We start from the raw sequence: 16,469 nt of genomic DNA on the forward strand, positions 1-16,469 counted from the left end.
ATCGCGTCTTTGATCTCTCATTGCTAAAATGGTGGGGAACCCACTGGGAGCTTACTTTTTCCATAATGATTTCCATTGTAGTGGGGGAAGTACCGGGAGAAATCCTCCGAATACGAAAAGCCGCAGTGAGGGCAAACAAAGATATTATAGTAAAGTGCGTTAACGGCTGAATCAACATAACGGGGCAAAAGTCCGTGTCATATTTAGCAACTTTTACAAAACTCGACCGTACCTTTTTGGTGGTTGATTTTTGCTTGCATAAAAGGCATTCCATGCTTTTATCTTATAGAGGGTGTATGCCTTCGATCTAATTTTTATTGGTAAAATAGGTGGGGGAATATGAATTTTTTCAAGCTGGAAAATTGAGCGTGGGAATTTCTTTGGTATATACTATAAAGAGTAATAGTTCTATCTCACATATCAGAAGAAGGAGGGATTTATTGTGAGTGAAGTTGTTCAAATAACGGAAGCTGCCGCTTTTCAGATAAAAGAAATGATGAAACAAAATGGTGAAGAGGGTTCCTTTTTAAGAGTGGCCGTTAAAGGCGGAGGCTGCAGTGGATTATCCTACGGAATGGGTTTTGAACAAGAGCCCGGAGAAAAAGATAGCCAGCTGGAACAGTTTGAAATTAAGATCCTTGTTGATGCCCAAGATGCAGATATATTGAATGGAACGGTAATTGATTATAAACAAACGATGATGGGTGGAGGCTTTACGATCGAAAACCCAAATGCTATCGCTTCATGCGGTTGCGGGTCTTCTTTCAAAACGGCTAAAAATGCCGGTACGCCGGAAAACTGCTAAGAAATCTTATCATTGAGAAAAGGGGGGGGCACTTTAACAAGTGCCCCCTTATTATTGGAAAAAGGGATTTGGAATGGTCTCATCCCGAACCAGATTTTAAAACAGGGTCAAGTACGTGGACGGTCGAATAAAGTGCCGTGAAGGTCGAATAAAGTGCGAGAACGGTCGAATAAAGTGCCGTGAAGGTCGAATAAAGTACGAGGACGGTCGAATAAAGTGCCGTGAAGGTCGAATAAAGTACGAGAACGGTCGAATAAAGTGCCGTGAAGGTCGAATAAATTCGAGAACGGTCGAATAAAGTGCCGTGAAGGTCGAATAAAGTACGAGGACGGTCGAATAAATCCCCAGGACGGCCGAATAAACGCTCCAGCTGCTGCTTTAAATATTGTGCAGGGCCTCCGTGATTGGGAGGGTGCCGCTGGAAATCTCGAATGTTTTATTGAATGTTTTTTCTTCTGTGATTGATTTTGCAAGAACGTCGGCGACATCGGCTCTTGGAATGGAATTGTCAGTATGATCCACTTTCTCATCCGCAAATATTTTTCCGATAGCTTGTTCATTTGTCAAAGCAACCGGCAGGACAATCGTGTATGTCAGCCCGCTTGCTTTTAAATGTTCATCGGCATCATGCTTTGCTTCGAGATAATGGTGCATTCCTTCTTGGGCTTGTTCCGGATTATCGGAACCGACAGAGCTTAGCATGACAAAACGTTCGATTCCCTTCTTCTTGGCGGCATCAACCAGTTTAATGGCTCCATTCTTATCCACAGCTGTCGTTTTATCGGCCCCTGTTTTTGGTCCAGATCCGGCTGCAAAAATGATGGCCTCCATGTTATCCACTGCTTTATCCACATTTCCCTCTAAATCAGCAAGGATTGGATGCCCGCCGAGTGCTTTTATTGTTTGGGCCTGTTCCTCTTTCCGGATCATTCCGTAAACAGTCATTTGCGGATTTTTTGATAATTCCCCAATGATCTGCTTTCCTGTCGTTCCATTGGCTCCTGCAATTAAAATATCATTTATGCATTCTCCTTTCATGGCTTCCCCTACTCTTTACCCTTAGAATGACAAGGGTAAGCGCTGTGGATAAGTAATGAAAAAAAGTTATCCACAATAACCGAATTGGGGACAATAAAAAAACCCGGCTATGAAAGTCGGGTTTTTGCGTAATTTTTAAAACATGGAGGAACTATGCATCGGCTGAACTTTTGCTTTTGGGTCAATATATTGTTTGGCGTGATTGACGGCAGTAGGTGCCTCACCAAAACCGCTTGCAATTAATTTTACTTTGCCATCATATGTTGCAATGTCACCTGCTGCATAAATTCCGGGGATATTCGTTTCCATTCTGGAATTCACCAAAATACTGTTTTTCTGGATATCAAGTCCCCATTCCTTGATGGGACCAAGAGAAGAAACGAAGCCGTAGTTAACGATGACTGCATCCACTTCCATCGTCTCTGTATCTTCACCGTTCGTATCCTTGATGACAATTGTATGGATGCGTCCGTCTGTACCAATCAACTCTGAAGGTATGTAAGGAGTCTTTATTTCAACTTTTGAATTTTTAAGTGTTTCTACACTATGTTCGTGGGCACGGAACTTATCTCTTCTGTGAATGATGCTCACTTTCTCGGCGATAGGCTCCAGCATCAGGGCCCAGTCCACTGCTGAATCCCCACCTCCGAAGACCACCACTTTTTTGCCGGCAAAATGGTTGAGGTCGTCGATGAAATAGTGAAGGTTGCCGCGTTCGTATTTTTTTGCATCATCAATTTCGATGCGGCGGGGTTGGAAAGCCCCATTTCCAGCTGTGATGATAATCGTTTTGGAGTAATGGATTTCTTTATCAGTCGTTAACTTGAAAACTCCATCAGCTTGCTTTTCCACTTTTTGAACGGCTTGCTCCAGGACAACATCCTGCTCGAACTTTGCCATTTGTTCCTTCAGGTTATTCACTAGCTCCTGAGCCCGCACTTTGGGAAAACCAGCGATATCGTAGATGTACTTCTCAGGATAAAGGGCAGACAATTGTCCGCCTAATTGTGGCAGGCTCTCGATGATTTTTACGGATGCCTGTCTCATTCCTCCATAAAATGCAGTGAATAATCCAACTGGGCCTCCGCCAATGATGGTAATATCATAAACTTTTTCATTAACTTCCAACGTTATCCCTCCGATATACTAGGTTTGCTGAAATTTATTCTCTTATTTTAACATAGATGGTCTTTGAAAAAACGGAGAATGTTAGAAAAGTGAGAAAGTTTCGACTATATACAGGCGGTTTCATGATGAATGTTCTTTATCCTCTTTCAAAAGTGGGGAAAATTGCCCTTTGCCAATGTTAGCATATCGTAAAAATATGGATAGCAGCCGGGTGAAATGTAACGTTTTTCGGCGTGATTTTAACCCGAAAAAGTTCGGTTTGTTACTTGAAAAAGGTATGGAAAAAGACTAATATTTACTTAGACATCATTTGGTAAAATTTTTATGAATTTTTCATGACAATTACGAAGTGTTACGTGAAATACGTCACAAATGTATAAGAGTGCTTTTTATAATGGAAATTAATAAGATAGACAATATATTTTAGTTATGGAAAGCATCACAAGAAAATATCGTAAAGGTGGAAGAATACTTTTGAAAAAGCCAACTATCGTTGTTTTAGGAGCAGGTTATGGTGGATTGATGACTGTTACTCGCTTACAGAAGGCATTAGGTCAAAATGAAGCAGAAATCGTATTAGTTAACAAAAATGATTACCACTATGAAACAACATGGCTGCATGAAGCATCGGCTGGAACGCTTCATCATGATCGTGTGCGGTATCCTATCAAAAGTGTCATTAACAACAAAGTTAAATTCATCCAGGATTCTGTTTTGGAAGTGAAAACAGAGACCAAAAAAGTCATCCTTGAAAACGGCGAAATTTCTTATGATTACTTAGTGATTGGACTTGGACCTGAATCGGAAACGTTTGGAATCCAAGGGCTAAAAGAATATGCTTTCTCTATTTCTAACGTGAACACGGCACGTAAAATCCGTGACCATATCCAATTGCAATTTGCTACGTACAGTTCTGAGGTCGAAAAGAATGAAGACCGCTTGACGATCGTTGTTGGAGGAGCAGGATTTACGGGAATCGAATTCCTAGGCGAATTGGCTAACCGTGTCCCTGAACTTTGTAAAGAATACGACATCGATTTCCAAAAGGTTCGTATGTATTGTGTGGAGGCAGCACCAGCCGTCCTCCCTGGCTTCGATCCGGAATTGGTGGATTATGCAGTATCTTACCTTGAGAAAAAAGGTGTCGAATTCAAAATCGGGACACCGATCAAGGGAGCGACTCCTGAAGGCATCATCGTGGCAAAAGGCGAAGATGAAGTGGAAGAAATCAAAGCGGGAACCGTAGTGTGGGCAGCTGGCGTACGAGGTAACTCCGTGATAGAGGCTTCCGGTTTTGAAGCTATGCGCGGACGTATTAAAGTGAACCTTGACATGCGGGCACCGGGTCATGACGATATCTTTATCGTAGGGGACTGCGCTTTGATCATCAACGAGGAAATAAACCGTCCATATCCACCTACCGCACAAATCGCGATGCAGCAAGGTGAGGTCATTGCGAAGAACCTGACTAAATTGGTTCGTAACGAAAGTGACCTTGAAACGTTCACTTTCGAAAACAAAGGAACGGTATGTTCACTTGGTGAAGACAACGCGATTGGTGTTGTATTCGGCAAGAAAGTTACAGGTAAGACTGCATCATTCCTGAAGAAGATGGTTGATAACAGAGCGTTGTTAATGATTGGCGGAGCTTCCCTTGTTGCTAAAAAAGGTAAATTCAACGTCCTTTAATTTTTTCTATATATAAATAAAGGCCATTTGGGGAATTTCCCTGAATGGCTTTTTCATTGACATCCCAACAATGGGTGAGCGTGCCATCAATCGGAGTATGCACGGTTCTTATGTGGAATATAATGGGGTTTGGATGACGAAGCTTAATCGTATGGTCTTCTGCTGTTTGAAGTTTACTATGAATATAGGGGGGAGTGGTTCTTGGTGGAACGATGCAAAAATGTTTGGCTTGCAGTGTCCGGCCTTGTGATATCTGATAAGGGTGAATGGCTGGTCGTGAATAAAAGGTATGGCGGATTGAAAGGGCAATGGTCGCTTCCGGCAGGTTTTGTCAAAAGTGATGAAACCGTCGATGAAGCTGTCGTAAGGGAAGTGTTGGAGGAGACGGGTATTCATACAGAAATTGAAGGCATTGTAGGAGTGAGAAGCGGAGTCATTAAAGGGAATATTAGTGATAATATGTTGATATTTTTACTTAAACCGGTCAGTTTTGAAGTAACCGCTCAGTTGGATGAAGTATATGAAGCTAAATTTTATGACCCTGATTTACTCATGCAGGAAGGGAAGCAATCATTACTATTGGAACAGCTTTTAGCTTTTAAAAAGGAGAGAATGCAGACGATGCTTGACGGATTGAACCCGGGAGATCAATTTGGGTATACATCATATAAATTATTCATGTGATTTGGGTAATTATCTTTTCTTCGGAATTATTTGGTATAAGTCGTTGACGCAGCAATTATTTTTTCAGTAAACTAAAGGTGTCGGTTTTTAAGGAGGGTCAAGAATAACATGCCATTGCCTGTTTTAATTATCTCAATACTCTTATTTTTCATATTGTTTTTCGGAATTGGCTTTTTGCTGAATATGCTCTTTCGTTCTTCGTGGATCATGGTCATCTTATTTCCATTTGTCTTCATCATCATTGTCAATGAAACAAAGCTAATAGAATATTTTAGAAATCCGGGAATTTCTTTTTCAAATCTTGGAACGAACCTCACTTCCTTGCATACGGCAGACATCATCATTTTATCAAGTGGGCTGCTTGGCGCGGTTTTAGCTGGTGTGGTCATCAGGATTCTAAGGAATAAAGGATATCAAATGTTTTAATAATGAGAAGGGCCGTCATTTATGGACGGGCCTTTTTTTGTAAGAAAAATTAGATCTTTTCATGCTTTATGAATACTTTCACTCTGGAAGGGGAACAAATATCCTTGTGAGAGGAGTGGAATTAATACATATGAAGATTGTCAAGGCGTTATTTTTGAGGGTTGCTATTATCATATTATTTATCTTGGCCATCGACTCGACCTTAAATCATGTTTTTGGGGCCGTGCCTGTGGATCATCCTTTTGAAGAGGTGATGAGAAAACATCGAATGCTTGGTCTCGAATATAAAGCCATCCATAGTGGAGGTCAAGTGGCGACGCTAATGGCATCCGCATCCACGAGCGATGGTCCCGTGACGATAGCGGAGGCAATCGAGCTTTCGAAATATCCGAAGCATGAAGTCTTGGCTACAGGATATACAGCAGGGTATGAATCTACCGGAAAGTACCCGGAAAGCCCATCCTATGGTATCACTTATTCAGGGGTGAAGGTGAAACGGGATCTGTTTTCCACCATTGCCGCCGATCTTACCGTATTCCCTCTCGGAACCATCCTTTGGATTCCGGGCTATGGATATGGGGTTGTAGCGGACAAGGGTGGTGCAATCAAAGGAAACCACCTGGATCTATACTACGAAACGGTACAAGATGTATATGAGAATTGGGGGAAGAAAACCCTTGAAGTATATGTTGTCCAAAAAGGGAACGGCGAGTTATCCGAAGAACAGTTAAGCAAGTTGAATGAAACCAAGATCAGGCAGGTATTCAAGCCTAAAATCGCTCAGAAAACACTGAACGATAATGTAGCTTCCTTTGCTTTTTAATGATGGACAAAGGTGAAAGCGAAAGGCTGCCTCAATTGAGGCAGCCTTTTTGATTGTCTGTTTTCCGTTCGGGACGCCTTAGTCCATGCTTTTGTAGGCTTCAGGATGCAGAGTCTTTGCCAATTTGGAAAGCCCATCCAGTAATCGCGGGGAGGGGCGGCAGAATAAAGGCTCTTCCATTATGTGAATATTGTTATTCCGGACTGCCTTCATATCAGTCCACCCTTTCCGTTTCTTGACCAGCTCCGGGTTTACTTTTCGTAAAGGGACACCGACCCAAGCTAAGCAAATATGGTCGGGATCCTTTTTTTGGACCTCTTCGGAAGTGACTTGAATGCTTGCCATGTCGACATCTTCGAAAAGGTTATATCCTCCCGCAAGCGTGCTGATCTCGGATAACCAATTAACTCCCCCGGGGCTGAATAAGGGATTAGGCCACCATTCCCAATACAGCGACGGCTTTGTTTCGATTTTGTCTGCGACGTTTTTGTATTGAAGGATGGCATCACGGAATTTGGCAGCCTGTTCCTCTGCTTTTTCCTTAAGATTCATGGCATCGCCCAAGGTCAGTAAATCTTTTGCGATATCTTCAAGTGATTGCGGGTTGAAGATGATATGAGGGATGTTCCGTTCTTTTAGCCCCTCAATATTTTTTTCCATGCCCGGTACACTTAGTGAAGCCAACACCAAATCGGGTTTTAGTGATTCTACATGATCGATATCAATGGATAAATCGGGCCCCACCTTAGGAAGGTGCTGTAAGGTTTCAGGCCAATCAGAGTAGTCATCGATGGCGATCAGCTGATCTTCAATCCCTAGATATGTGCAGAGTTCCGTATTGCTGGGGCAAAGAGATATTATTTTCAAATTGAACACCTACCCTTGAAAGATGAAAAAGTGAAGTGCCAGCGCAATGAATACTCCGGTCAAGGCTCCGAAAAATACCTCGATTGGCTTATGTCCCAACAGTTCCTTTAATTGTTGCTGTTTCTGTTTATCTGCTTTTTTCTGCCAGTTCTTTGCTTGCTCGACAAATGTATTGAAGTCCGTAACGAGCTGGTTCAAGACGGCCGCCTGTTCTCCTGCCTGCCGTCTCACACCTGTCGCATCGAACATCGTGATGACTGCAAAAATCGCGGCAACGGCAAATACAGGGGATTTCATACCGGTTTCGATCCCTACCGCTACGGTTAGGGCTGACACGGCCGCTGAGTGGGAGCTTGGCATACCGCCTGTTGAGTTAATGAGTGACCAGTTCACTTTACGAAATGCTATGAAGTGGATGGGCACTTTAATGAATTGAGCAAAGAAAATGGCAATCAATGCTGCGATTAAAGGGAAGTTGAGTAATAATTCCAAGAGTATCAGCCTTCTTTCTAGTTATAAGTAAAGATGAAAACTATATATGGGTAATTACATCCTGCTCGGAATAAGGCCCTTATTATTAGTTCCATTCAGTCCTGTCGATTCCCTGCTGGTATAAGTATAAATATGATCTTTCTTATACTATTACTCTAAAGTCACTCATTCTAAACAATATCACTTGTTATTATTATATTTGCGGGCCTTATTCGAAAATTTTTGAAGATTTCGTTATAATGAATGTAATCGAATGGAGGAGGTAGCAGAATGTTCACAGTAAAAGATTCCTTGAATATAGATTTGATTGACGAATGCCTGATTCTAGGCGTATTTGACAGACCCGTAAAATTCTCAGGCATAGGAAAAGAAGCAGATGAACGATTGGACGGCCAGCTAACAGAGTTAGTGAAGGAGGGGGAAATCTCTTCCAGGAAAAAATCAGTGGTCAAAATACATACATTAGGTAAATTAGGCATAAAGAGATTGATTTTTGTAGGGTTGGGCAAGGAAAGGGAGCTATCCTTTGAAACGCTCCGCGAAGCGTTGGGAAAAGCTCGTAAGACGATAAAAGAATCCAAGATTACGACACTTTCAATCGCTTTGGATACATTCACGACTGAAAATCTGGATGCGTTGGATGCAGCGCATGCTTGTTCCGAGGCTTTCGAACTTGCTTCCTATAAATTTGACGGATACAAGCAAAAATCGAACCAGGTCGAAAAAAGCCTTGAATCGATTACGGTATACAGCGAATATGATCAAGAAGAGGTCGGTGCCGCGCTTCATGTAGGGAGAATTTTCGGAAGGGCGACGAATTCAGCGAGAACATTGGTCAACACGCCAGGCAATTTGTTGACTTCCACGGATTTGGCGGATTATTCATCTACCTTGGGTGAACGTTATGGTTTTGAAGTGGAGATCCTCGAGAAGGAGGATATGCTTAAGTTGGGAATGGGTGCACTCCTTGCTGTCAATCAAGGTTCGGTCGAGCCTCCGAAAATGATCGTCCTGAAGTATCAAGGTAAGGATGAATGGAAGGATGTTATCGGGTTGGTAGGTAAAGGCATCACATTCGATACGGGTGGATACTCATTGAAAACGAAGGCCGGAATCGTTGGAATGAAGACGGATATGGGCGGTGCGGCAGCTGTTTTAGGTGCAATGGAAATAATCGGCGAATTAGGACCGGACCAAAATGTCGTGGCTGTCATTCCTTCCACTGATAATATGATCAGCGGTGATGCATTCAAGCCGGATGATGTGATCACTGCCATGAGCGGCAAGACGATAGAGGTATTGAATACGGATGCGGAAGGCCGGCTGGTTTTGGCGGATGCCATGACATACGCTAAACATCATGGTGCAGACTATCTTATTGACGTTGCCACTTTAACCGGTGGTGTCATAACCGCACTGGGCATGGATATGACGGGAGCAATGACAAATGACACGGAACTCTATGAACAAGTGGTCAAAGCCTCAGAGGAGGCCGGGGAGCCCATTTGGAGATTGCCGATTACAGAAAAGGATAAAGAGCGGGTACGTAACAGTAAAATAGCGGATTTGAATAATTCACCTGGAGGGGCAGGACATGCGATCATGGGCGGGGCCTTCATCGGCGAATTTGCCGAAGACACTCCGTGGGTCCATCTGGATATTGCCGGAACATCCACCACCTCGAGCAGCTCTGAATTGTGCACGGCGGGGGCTACCGGTGTCATGGCACGCACGCTTGCACTATTGGTTGAAACCTTTGAAACGAAAACAAGATGAACCCAAATATCCGAAGCCGAAAATAGGCTTCGGTTTTTTTACCAAAAAGGTGTTGGACGTTATACATCCCTCCATTTCAAGCTGACGATGATATGGCAATTTTCTTCCCCTGCTTTAGGATAGAAATCAAAACGGATCCCATCGGGGTTATACGTGATATCAGGTTCGTTCTTAATTCCTATCTTTCGGATCATATCGATCACGACATTTTTTTGTGATGCTTGGGCAGCAGTCATCAACCGGTTCGAGAAGGGTTTGGATGTGGCTAAAGTATCCATGACTTTTTTTACATCAACCATTAGGGATTGCGAGGTCTTTGCCGATTTAACTAGCAGATCCGGATTGGTTGCCGAGTAGGGACGCAGTGTTCCTTCCCGTTCCCGATTCATATTCATTGCTCTGGCGTGAGGCGGAAACAGGATAGGGTCGTATAAAAAATAAGGGAAATCCTCCAAAAGGTTTTCTTCCTTTCCTTAAGTCTGTCTATAGACACGTTTTCGTTATACGTTAAAATATGTATAAAGGCCAGCCGATATGATAGCGGTTTGGGAATGACCTTTCTTCTCCAAAAAAACTTCTTGAAAATTATGATCAAAGACACACTATTATTTGTAAACTGCTTCATTGACAGGTATAGTGTATAGTAATATACTTACTTACCTAAAGTAAGGAGAAGGCACACTATAAATTAAAAATAGGTGATGTTAACATGAAAATAACCGAGGAAACAAAAAACCTTTTAATAGATAAAATGAATATCATAAAAACACCGGGAAAAGCTGATATATGCCTTGTAGGGCCTGTGAACCTGCCTGTTGAGCAAGGAGATTTCTCAACGGTTTTCCAATGGTATACATGGCTACAGCTTGATGGCACGGATAATGGCAAGGAAGCGTTGCTTGATTCGCTCTCGGAAGCCAACCTCGCTTTCGGACAGCAATCCTCCGTATTGGTGTATGGTGACTTTAAAAAGTCGGAGGATGCACTTGTCCGGATGCATAGCATCTGTCACACAGGTGATATCTTCGGCAGTAAACGCTGTGATTGCGGCTACCAGCTCCACCAATCTATGAAGATGATAGCCGAGCATGGGTGCGGGGCCATTTTTTACCTTGCGGACCATGAAGGAAGAGGGATCGGCCTGTTTTCAAAATCTCTTGCCTATTTGCTTCAGCAGGAAGATTATGACACGGTCGAGGCGAATGAGGCTTTAGGATTCGAAGATGATACGCGATCTTACGAGGGAGCCATCCGCGTGTTGAGGGAACTCCGCAAGGATCCTGTGACTTTAATCACGAACAACCCCAAAAAGCTGGATGCCCTCATGAAGCATGGACTTGCGGCAAAGGACCATATTCCGCTTTGGGGCGGTTTGACAGAAGATAATAGTTTCTATCTCGATACAAAAGTTAAGAAGTCTGGACATATTCCTCAAAAGAAGCCAACTTTGATTGTATAAGGAGAGCTATAGTATGAATGATGATCAATATTACATGAAGCTGGCACTGGATTTGGCAGCCAGTGCTAAAGGAAAGACGAATCCGAATCCGGTGGTCGGTGCAGTCATAGTCAAAGACGGTGTAATAGCCGGGACAGGGATTCACCGTAAAGCGGGTGAACCGCATGCGGAAGTACATGCTTTCAAAATGGCGGGTGAGTATGCAGAAGGTGCAACGCTATATGTGACTCTTGAGCCTTGTTCCCATTATGGAAAGACACCTCCTTGTGCAAATTTGGTGAAAGAATCAGGTGTCCGGCGGGTTGTCGTGGCTACTCAAGATCCGAATCCGGAAGTAGCCGGCAGGGGGATATCGATCATAAAGGATGCGGGCATTGAAGTGGAAGTTGGCGTCCTGGAAAAGGAAGCTCAAAGGCTGAATGAGCGTTTCATTCACAATATGCTGACGAATCGTCCATTTGTCATATCGAAGTATGCGATGACGCTCGATGGAAAACTTGCAACCCACACAGGTCATTCAAAATGGATAACAGGAGAAGAATCACGTCACTCCGTTCATTTGCTGCGTGATGAGGTGGATGCCATTCTAGTTGGTATCGGGACTGTGTTGGCCGATGATCCATCACTGACGACCAGACTTCCGGAGGGGGGAGGGGAAAATCCGATCCGAGTCATTTTAGACAGTGAATTACGGGTTCCCTTGGATGCCAATGTTGTACAAGCATCAGATGCGAAAACCTTGATCGTGACGCAGGAAAATGCACCTGCGGATAAAATGGACCTTCTACGTGAAAGAGGGATCGAATTCATTTTCGTCCCCAAAAACGAGACGGGACTAAATCTAAGGGCTTTGATGGAAGAGCTGTATAAAAAGGGGATTACGGATGTCTTGCTGGAAGGCGGAAGCGAAGTGAATGCCTCATTCCTTAGGGAAGGGCTCATCGATAAATTCTTGATTTATATAGCCCCTAAGCTATTGGGCGGAAGAAACTCACTAACACCGTTTACTGGAATGAATGTGGATACGATGGATGAAGCGATGGATGTTTCCTTCTCTGGCGTGGAAACGTTTGGTGAGGACATACGCATCACGGCTTATCCTAAATAAAAAATAGACAACAGGTGAAGAAGCATGTTGGTTAAATCAGATGTGTGCATAGTCGGATCAGGTCCTGGTGGAGCGCTGCTGGCTTACCTATTGGCCAAGCAGGATATTTCAGTCGTTTTGCTTGAGAGGCATTCTGAGGTTTCGAGGGAGTTCAGGGGCGAGTTCTTGAACGATGAAGGAGAGGGCATTCTTAAAAAGCACGGTTTATTCGAGAGTGTGGAAAGACTTGGCTTGCTAAGGATGGAACAAATTGAATATTGGCATGACGGCGAAATATTCAAAAGGATTTTCCCTGAATGGCCGGTCGATCATGTTGGGATACATGTCCCTCAAAATCATCTGCTTAGAGCTATATTGAATCAAGCCATAAAGCTGGACTCTTTTAAATTGATGATGAATACGAAGGTTACTGACTTGATACAGGATGAAATGGGCCGTTTTACGGGAGTCAAGGCTCGAAATGGCGGAAATGACCTGGAAGTGCAGAGTTCATTAATAATCGGAGCGGACGGCAGATTTTCCATCGTTAGAAAAAAAGCGGAGATACCAGTAGTGATTAAAAATCATGGCTATGATTTACTGTGGGCAAAAATTCCTGCTCCGGAGGGGTGGAAGCCTTCGATCAAGATGGCATTGGTCAATGGTTCCCAGGTTGCCCTCTTTACCCAGGCTGGAGGTTTCATCCAAATTGGCTGGAATATAGAACATGGTTCATATCCCCATTTGCGAAAACAGCATTTTGAACCGTTCATAGAAGATTTGCTTTTTGCCTTCCCTGAATTAAAAAAGGTTGTGTATGAAAATATCCGCTCTTGGCAGGACTTCATTTTATTGGATGTTTACAGCAGCTATTGTGAAACGTGGACAAAGGATGGCGTTGCTCTATTAGGTGATGCAGCCCATACGATGACACCTACAGGTGCGTTCGGACTCAATTGTGCCATGAAGGATGCTGATATATTGGCCGAGCTTATTTCTGGCTGCATCCTGCAGGGGGATACTGGCTTCCTTGGACTTAAAATGGCTGAGCCAAAAAGAAAAGCCGAGATTGAAAGATTACAGGCCATTCAGGTGGACAAGGAAATGTCCTTCGCATCACAGTTTGCCGCAGCTTATGTTTGAATAGGAGTGAAGGATATGAAATTCGGTTTTGATATTGACGATACCCTTATTAACTTGAGGGAGTTCGCGTTCCATCTTTATAATGAAAAGCTTAAGACGAATATAGAGTTAACGAAATTCAGAGCTTTAAAGACGTTGGAGATCCATGAAGCTTTCGGGCTTGATAAAGAGGCTGGGGGCAAAATGTGGAACAGCCTTGCCGATGAAGTGTATTATTCATCCTGTCCAGCCTTTGAGGGCGCAGTGGAAACGCTGCAGGAGCTTGAGCGTGATGGCCATGAAATCTATTACATTACCGCCAGAAAAGCGGAGCATGGTGAACGGACGAAAAAATGGCTGATTGAAAACGGCTTTCCGGTTAAGGATGACCAATTTTACTGTGGGATGAAGGATCATGAAAAAATTGATACGATCCGCAAATTGGAATTGGATTATTATTTTGATGATAAACCGGCGGTGCTGGAAACGTTATTGGATATTCCAACGAAAGTGTATGCAATGGATAACTCCTATAACAGGGAATTGGATATTCCGAGACTGACAAGCTGGTTTGAATTAAAAGAAATCCTCTCCAAATAATACATTTACATTATTGACGGATGACTTGATAGACTTGGGTCATCCTTTTTATGTATACTATTATGAATAGTGATTCATTTTTTGGTAAAAAAAACATGAGAGTCGGGGGTAATGGGATGGAGAGAAATATTGAAAAGTCATTGATAGGCACGCTTGGGATTGAAATGAAAGAAGTCGGCGAGGGGAAAGTCATTGCGACGATGCCTGTGGATGAACGGACTAGGCAGCCGTATGGTTTATTGCATGGGGGAGCGTCCGTTGCCCTTGCGGAATCCGTTGCAAGCTTTGGAGGAATGATGCTGGTAGATAGTACAAAACAAGCTGTCGTCGGCCTTGAAATCAATGCAAATCATGTTAGGGGCGTCCGTTCCGGTGTTGTTACCGCAGAAGGGAACATCATCCATCGCGGGAAGACGACGATGGTGTGGGACGTGAAAATCCGTGATGAAGAGGATCATCTTATCTGCATTTCACGCTGTACATTGGCGGTTATCGACTTACCAAAGCCAAAGTGAATCAAAAGGACGATTTCAATAAAGGGACGCAATGATTCTACAGTGTCCGGTTTAAGTATAAGATGGCAGTAGACTATTGTATGAAAAGAGGTTTTTTTATGCTGGTGGGTCATATACAAGAAATCACCCGTCATCCTGTAAAATCATTCACTGGTGAACAGGTACAGAAAACGAAGGTGATGGACTATGGACTATATGGAGATCGCAGCCATGCCTTTAAAGATAAAAATGGGAAGTTCCTGACGATAACCCAAGTCCCGGAAATGGTCCGTTATCAAGCTGTTTTTTCTGGTGAGGAAACCCTTGGCCAATATCCGGAAATCAAAGTGAAGACTCCTTCAGGAAACGTGCTGACATGGGGAGAGGGAGCCTTTCAGGAGGAAATGGACCGATTGTTGAAACAGGAGGCAGCACCCGTTGTTTATCACCCTGCACATATTCCGTTAGGAGCGATTGAAGAAGAAAACATCCTGCTTGTCAGTGATGCCTCGATTGGCGAATTGACAAAACTTTGGGGAAAAGAACTGGATGGCAGGAGATTCAGGCAAAATTTAGTGCTATCTCTAGTGAACAAAACGCCCTTTGTAGAAGAGAAATGGTTCGGAAAAAGGATTCTAATCGGAAATGAAGTGGAATTGGAGATCAAAAGGCATTGTGAACGCTGTATGATCATAACTGTCGATCCAAGCGATTCCCAGAGAGATCCATCACTTTTGAAAACTGTGGTCAAGGAAAGGAAAAATCATTTTGGCGTATATGCCTCGGTCATGCAAACAGGTGAAATCAGAGTGGGCGATGAGGTATTTTTAAAGGATTGAGGCAGAAAAGAGCTGCTCCTGTAATCAGGGCAGCTCTTTTGCAATGGCAGGAATCACCGGGTTTTCTTTAAATCATCCTGTACACTCCGATCCCACATTTTTACGCCAGTATGGTAAGCCGAGCGCATGATTAAATGTCCGGCAACAGGGCTGGTCATGAAGATAAAGATGATTGCGAGCACGACCCTGAAATCGAAATGGCTATGTTTATAATAAAAATATAACAAGGTGCCGATCAGGATGAACATGATTCCAAGTGTCGAGCTTTTTGAGGCAGCGTGATTTCTTGTATAGACGTCGGGCAGCCGGATGATGCCGAAAGCCGAGACTAAAAAGAGAAAGACTCCCATTAATAGGAATAGGGCCGATAGGATTTCAGCGATTGCGGTCATCTTCGATTATCTCCCCTTTCTCAAGGAATTTGGCGAAAGCGACCGTTCCGATGAAAGATAGGATTCCGAGCAGAAGAATGGCTTCCAGATATGCGCTTGTATCCATGACAATGGAGGCAAGAGCAACGATTGCGATAAGATTGATTCCCATTGCATCGAGTGCGATGACCCGATCCGGTACGGAAGGCCCTTTGATTAAACGGTATAAGAATCCAATCATGGAAAGCGAAACACCTAGCAGCGCGATTTTAAGCATTAGATCGAACATTATTTGCTCACCTCCATAATCGCTTTTTCAAATGTATTTTTAATGCTGTCCACGGCCTCGACCTTGTCGGCAATATCCATCGCGTGGATATAAAGAATCCGATTATCTTCCGATACTTCAACGACAAGTGTTCCTGGTGTCAGGGTAATTAGATTCGATAGTATCGTAATTTCCCAATCCTTGGTCAGCACGGTTTCAAATGCGAATATGCCGGGTCTCATATCCAGGTTCGGTTTAAGCACGGCCTTAAGGACGCTAATGTTGGAAAGTATGAGTTCCCTTGCGAATATGAGCAGCAATATAAAGACGGCATTCACCCTTTTCAAGTAAAAACGATCATTGAAAAAATGACGGAAGACGAACATGATGCCGAGCCCCAATATATATCCGATGATAAAAGTGCTCCCGTTAAACTCATTTTTCAAAAACATCCAGATAACCGCAAGGAACACATTCAGTAAAATTTGGAATGACATCAGG

At 43.4% G+C, this 16,469-nt stretch carries 21 protein-coding genes; 12 read left to right on the top strand and 9 right to left on the bottom strand.

The features are described 5' to 3' along the window. Window positions 1–23: 23 nt before the first annotated feature. Window positions 24–188 (bottom strand): DUF2225 domain-containing protein, encoded by a 165-nt coding sequence (locus LQ188_RS26935; RefSeq protein ID WP_260358710.1) that lies wholly within the window; start codon window positions 186–188, stop codon window positions 24–26. Between the two features lie 254 nt (window positions 189–442). Between LQ188_RS26935 and LQ188_RS05285 the strand changes: the two genes are divergently transcribed. Then, complete coding sequence (locus LQ188_RS05285) at window positions 443–805, top strand: iron-sulfur cluster assembly accessory protein (protein WP_101223634.1); 363 nt, start codon at window positions 443–445, stop codon at window positions 803–805. Between the two features lie 378 nt (window positions 806–1,183). Here LQ188_RS05285 and LQ188_RS05290 read toward each other — a convergent pair whose 3' ends face one another. Together LQ188_RS05290 and LQ188_RS05295 are read right to left on the bottom strand one after the other, a co-directional pair. Then, window positions 1,184–1,843 carry an SDR family oxidoreductase gene (locus tag LQ188_RS05290; RefSeq protein WP_230176202.1) on the bottom strand — a complete coding sequence of 220 codons (660 nt, stop codon included), beginning with the start codon at window positions 1,841–1,843 and terminating at the stop codon, window positions 1,184–1,186. A 135-nt stretch (window positions 1,844–1,978) separates the two neighbouring features. Beyond that, on the bottom strand, window positions 1,979–2,971 hold the full coding sequence (locus LQ188_RS05295; protein WP_101223632.1) for an NAD(P)/FAD-dependent oxidoreductase: 993 nt from the start codon (window positions 2,969–2,971) through the stop codon (window positions 1,979–1,981). 474 nt (window positions 2,972–3,445) lie between these two features. Between LQ188_RS05295 and LQ188_RS05300 the strand changes: the two genes are divergently transcribed. The 4 genes from LQ188_RS05300 to LQ188_RS05315 all read left to right on the top strand — a co-directional run bounded on the left by LQ188_RS05300 (window position 3,446) and on the right by LQ188_RS05315 (window position 6,593). Further along, window positions 3,446–4,660 carry an NAD(P)/FAD-dependent oxidoreductase gene (locus tag LQ188_RS05300; protein WP_101223631.1) on the top strand — a complete coding sequence of 405 codons (1,215 nt, stop codon included), beginning with the start codon at window positions 3,446–3,448 and terminating at the stop codon, window positions 4,658–4,660. A gap of 204 nt (window positions 4,661–4,864) precedes the next feature. Then, window positions 4,865–5,344 (top strand): NUDIX hydrolase, encoded by a 480-nt coding sequence (locus LQ188_RS05305; RefSeq protein ID WP_230176272.1) that lies wholly within the window; start codon window positions 4,865–4,867, stop codon window positions 5,342–5,344. A gap of 108 nt (window positions 5,345–5,452) precedes the next feature. Beyond that, entirely contained in the window at window positions 5,453–5,770 is a 318-nt protein-coding gene (locus LQ188_RS05310) for a YuiB family protein (RefSeq protein WP_230176203.1), read from the top strand. A 130-nt stretch (window positions 5,771–5,900) separates the two neighbouring features. Then, window positions 5,901–6,593 carry a 3D domain-containing protein gene (locus tag LQ188_RS05315; RefSeq protein ID WP_101223630.1) on the top strand — a complete coding sequence of 231 codons (693 nt, stop codon included), beginning with the start codon at window positions 5,901–5,903 and terminating at the stop codon, window positions 6,591–6,593. A 78-nt stretch (window positions 6,594–6,671) separates the two neighbouring features. On the opposite strand, the gene LQ188_RS05320 is transcribed toward LQ188_RS05315, so the two are convergent. Both LQ188_RS05320 and LQ188_RS05325 read right to left on the bottom strand, forming a co-directional pair. After that, entirely contained in the window at window positions 6,672–7,460 is a 789-nt protein-coding gene (locus LQ188_RS05320; RefSeq protein WP_101223629.1) for a cobalamin-binding protein, read from the bottom strand. Window positions 7,461–7,469: 9 nt separating this feature from the next. Continuing rightward, entirely contained in the window at window positions 7,470–7,952 is a 483-nt protein-coding gene (locus LQ188_RS05325; protein WP_101223628.1) for a divergent PAP2 family protein, read from the bottom strand. A gap of 270 nt (window positions 7,953–8,222) precedes the next feature. On the opposite strand from LQ188_RS05325, the gene LQ188_RS05330 reads away from it, so the two are divergent. Further along, window positions 8,223–9,728, top strand: a complete 1,506-nt coding sequence (locus tag LQ188_RS05330; protein WP_230176204.1) for a leucyl aminopeptidase — start codon at window positions 8,223–8,225, stop codon at window positions 9,726–9,728. A 59-nt stretch (window positions 9,729–9,787) separates the two neighbouring features. Here LQ188_RS05330 and LQ188_RS05335 read toward each other — a convergent pair whose 3' ends face one another. Next, window positions 9,788–10,183 carry a hypothetical protein gene (locus LQ188_RS05335; protein WP_230176205.1) on the bottom strand — a complete coding sequence of 132 codons (396 nt, stop codon included), beginning with the start codon at window positions 10,181–10,183 and terminating at the stop codon, window positions 9,788–9,790. Between the two features lie 254 nt (window positions 10,184–10,437). On the opposite strand from LQ188_RS05335, the gene LQ188_RS05340 reads away from it, so the two are divergent. From LQ188_RS05340 to LQ188_RS05365, 6 genes are all read left to right on the top strand, one after another. Next, on the top strand, window positions 10,438–11,187 hold the full coding sequence (locus tag LQ188_RS05340; protein ID WP_230176206.1) for a GTP cyclohydrolase II: 750 nt from the start codon (window positions 10,438–10,440) through the stop codon (window positions 11,185–11,187). A gap of 13 nt (window positions 11,188–11,200) precedes the next feature. Continuing rightward, window positions 11,201–12,295, top strand: a complete 1,095-nt coding sequence (gene ribD / locus LQ188_RS05345) for a bifunctional diaminohydroxyphosphoribosylaminopyrimidine deaminase/5-amino-6-(5-phosphoribosylamino)uracil reductase RibD (RefSeq protein ID WP_230176207.1) — start codon at window positions 11,201–11,203, stop codon at window positions 12,293–12,295. A 24-nt stretch (window positions 12,296–12,319) separates the two neighbouring features. Continuing rightward, a complete protein-coding gene (locus LQ188_RS05350) occupies window positions 12,320–13,417 on the top strand; it encodes an FAD-dependent monooxygenase (RefSeq protein ID WP_230176208.1) in 1,098 nt (365 codons plus the stop codon). 15 nt (window positions 13,418–13,432) lie between these two features. Continuing rightward, on the top strand, window positions 13,433–13,996 hold the full coding sequence (locus tag LQ188_RS05355; RefSeq protein ID WP_230176209.1) for an HAD family acid phosphatase: 564 nt from the start codon (window positions 13,433–13,435) through the stop codon (window positions 13,994–13,996). Between the two features lie 116 nt (window positions 13,997–14,112). Further along, the gene (locus LQ188_RS05360; protein ID WP_101223621.1) at window positions 14,113–14,511 is read left to right on the top strand and encodes a hotdog fold thioesterase; all 399 of its coding nucleotides are present in this window, start codon (window positions 14,113–14,115) and stop codon (window positions 14,509–14,511) included. Window positions 14,512–14,609: 98 nt separating this feature from the next. Continuing rightward, complete coding sequence (locus LQ188_RS05365) at window positions 14,610–15,329, top strand: MOSC N-terminal beta barrel domain-containing protein (protein ID WP_101223620.1); 720 nt, start codon at window positions 14,610–14,612, stop codon at window positions 15,327–15,329. A 53-nt stretch (window positions 15,330–15,382) separates the two neighbouring features. Here the strand turns inward: LQ188_RS05365 and mnhG are convergent, their stop codons facing one another. From mnhG to LQ188_RS05380, 3 genes are read right to left on the bottom strand one after another with little or no spacing between them, the layout of a single operon-like run. Continuing rightward, the gene (gene mnhG / locus LQ188_RS05370; protein ID WP_101223619.1) at window positions 15,383–15,721 is read right to left on the bottom strand and encodes a monovalent cation/H(+) antiporter subunit G; all 339 of its coding nucleotides are present in this window, start codon (window positions 15,719–15,721) and stop codon (window positions 15,383–15,385) included. Continuing rightward, complete coding sequence (locus LQ188_RS05375; protein ID WP_034310246.1) at window positions 15,705–15,989, bottom strand: Na(+)/H(+) antiporter subunit F1; 285 nt, start codon at window positions 15,987–15,989, stop codon at window positions 15,705–15,707. Before LQ188_RS05375 ends, mnhG begins: the two co-directional genes overlap by 17 nt. Further along, window positions 15,989–16,465, bottom strand: coding sequence for a Na+/H+ antiporter subunit E (locus LQ188_RS05380; protein WP_101223618.1), 477 nt, complete (start codon window positions 16,463–16,465; stop codon window positions 15,989–15,991). Before LQ188_RS05380 ends, LQ188_RS05375 begins: the two co-directional genes overlap by 1 nt. Window positions 16,466–16,469: the final 4 nt, after the last annotated feature.

It is taken from the genome of Peribacillus sp. Bi134, assembly GCF_918698065.1.
GTDB lineage: Bacteria > Bacillota > Bacilli > Bacillales > DSM-1321 > Peribacillus.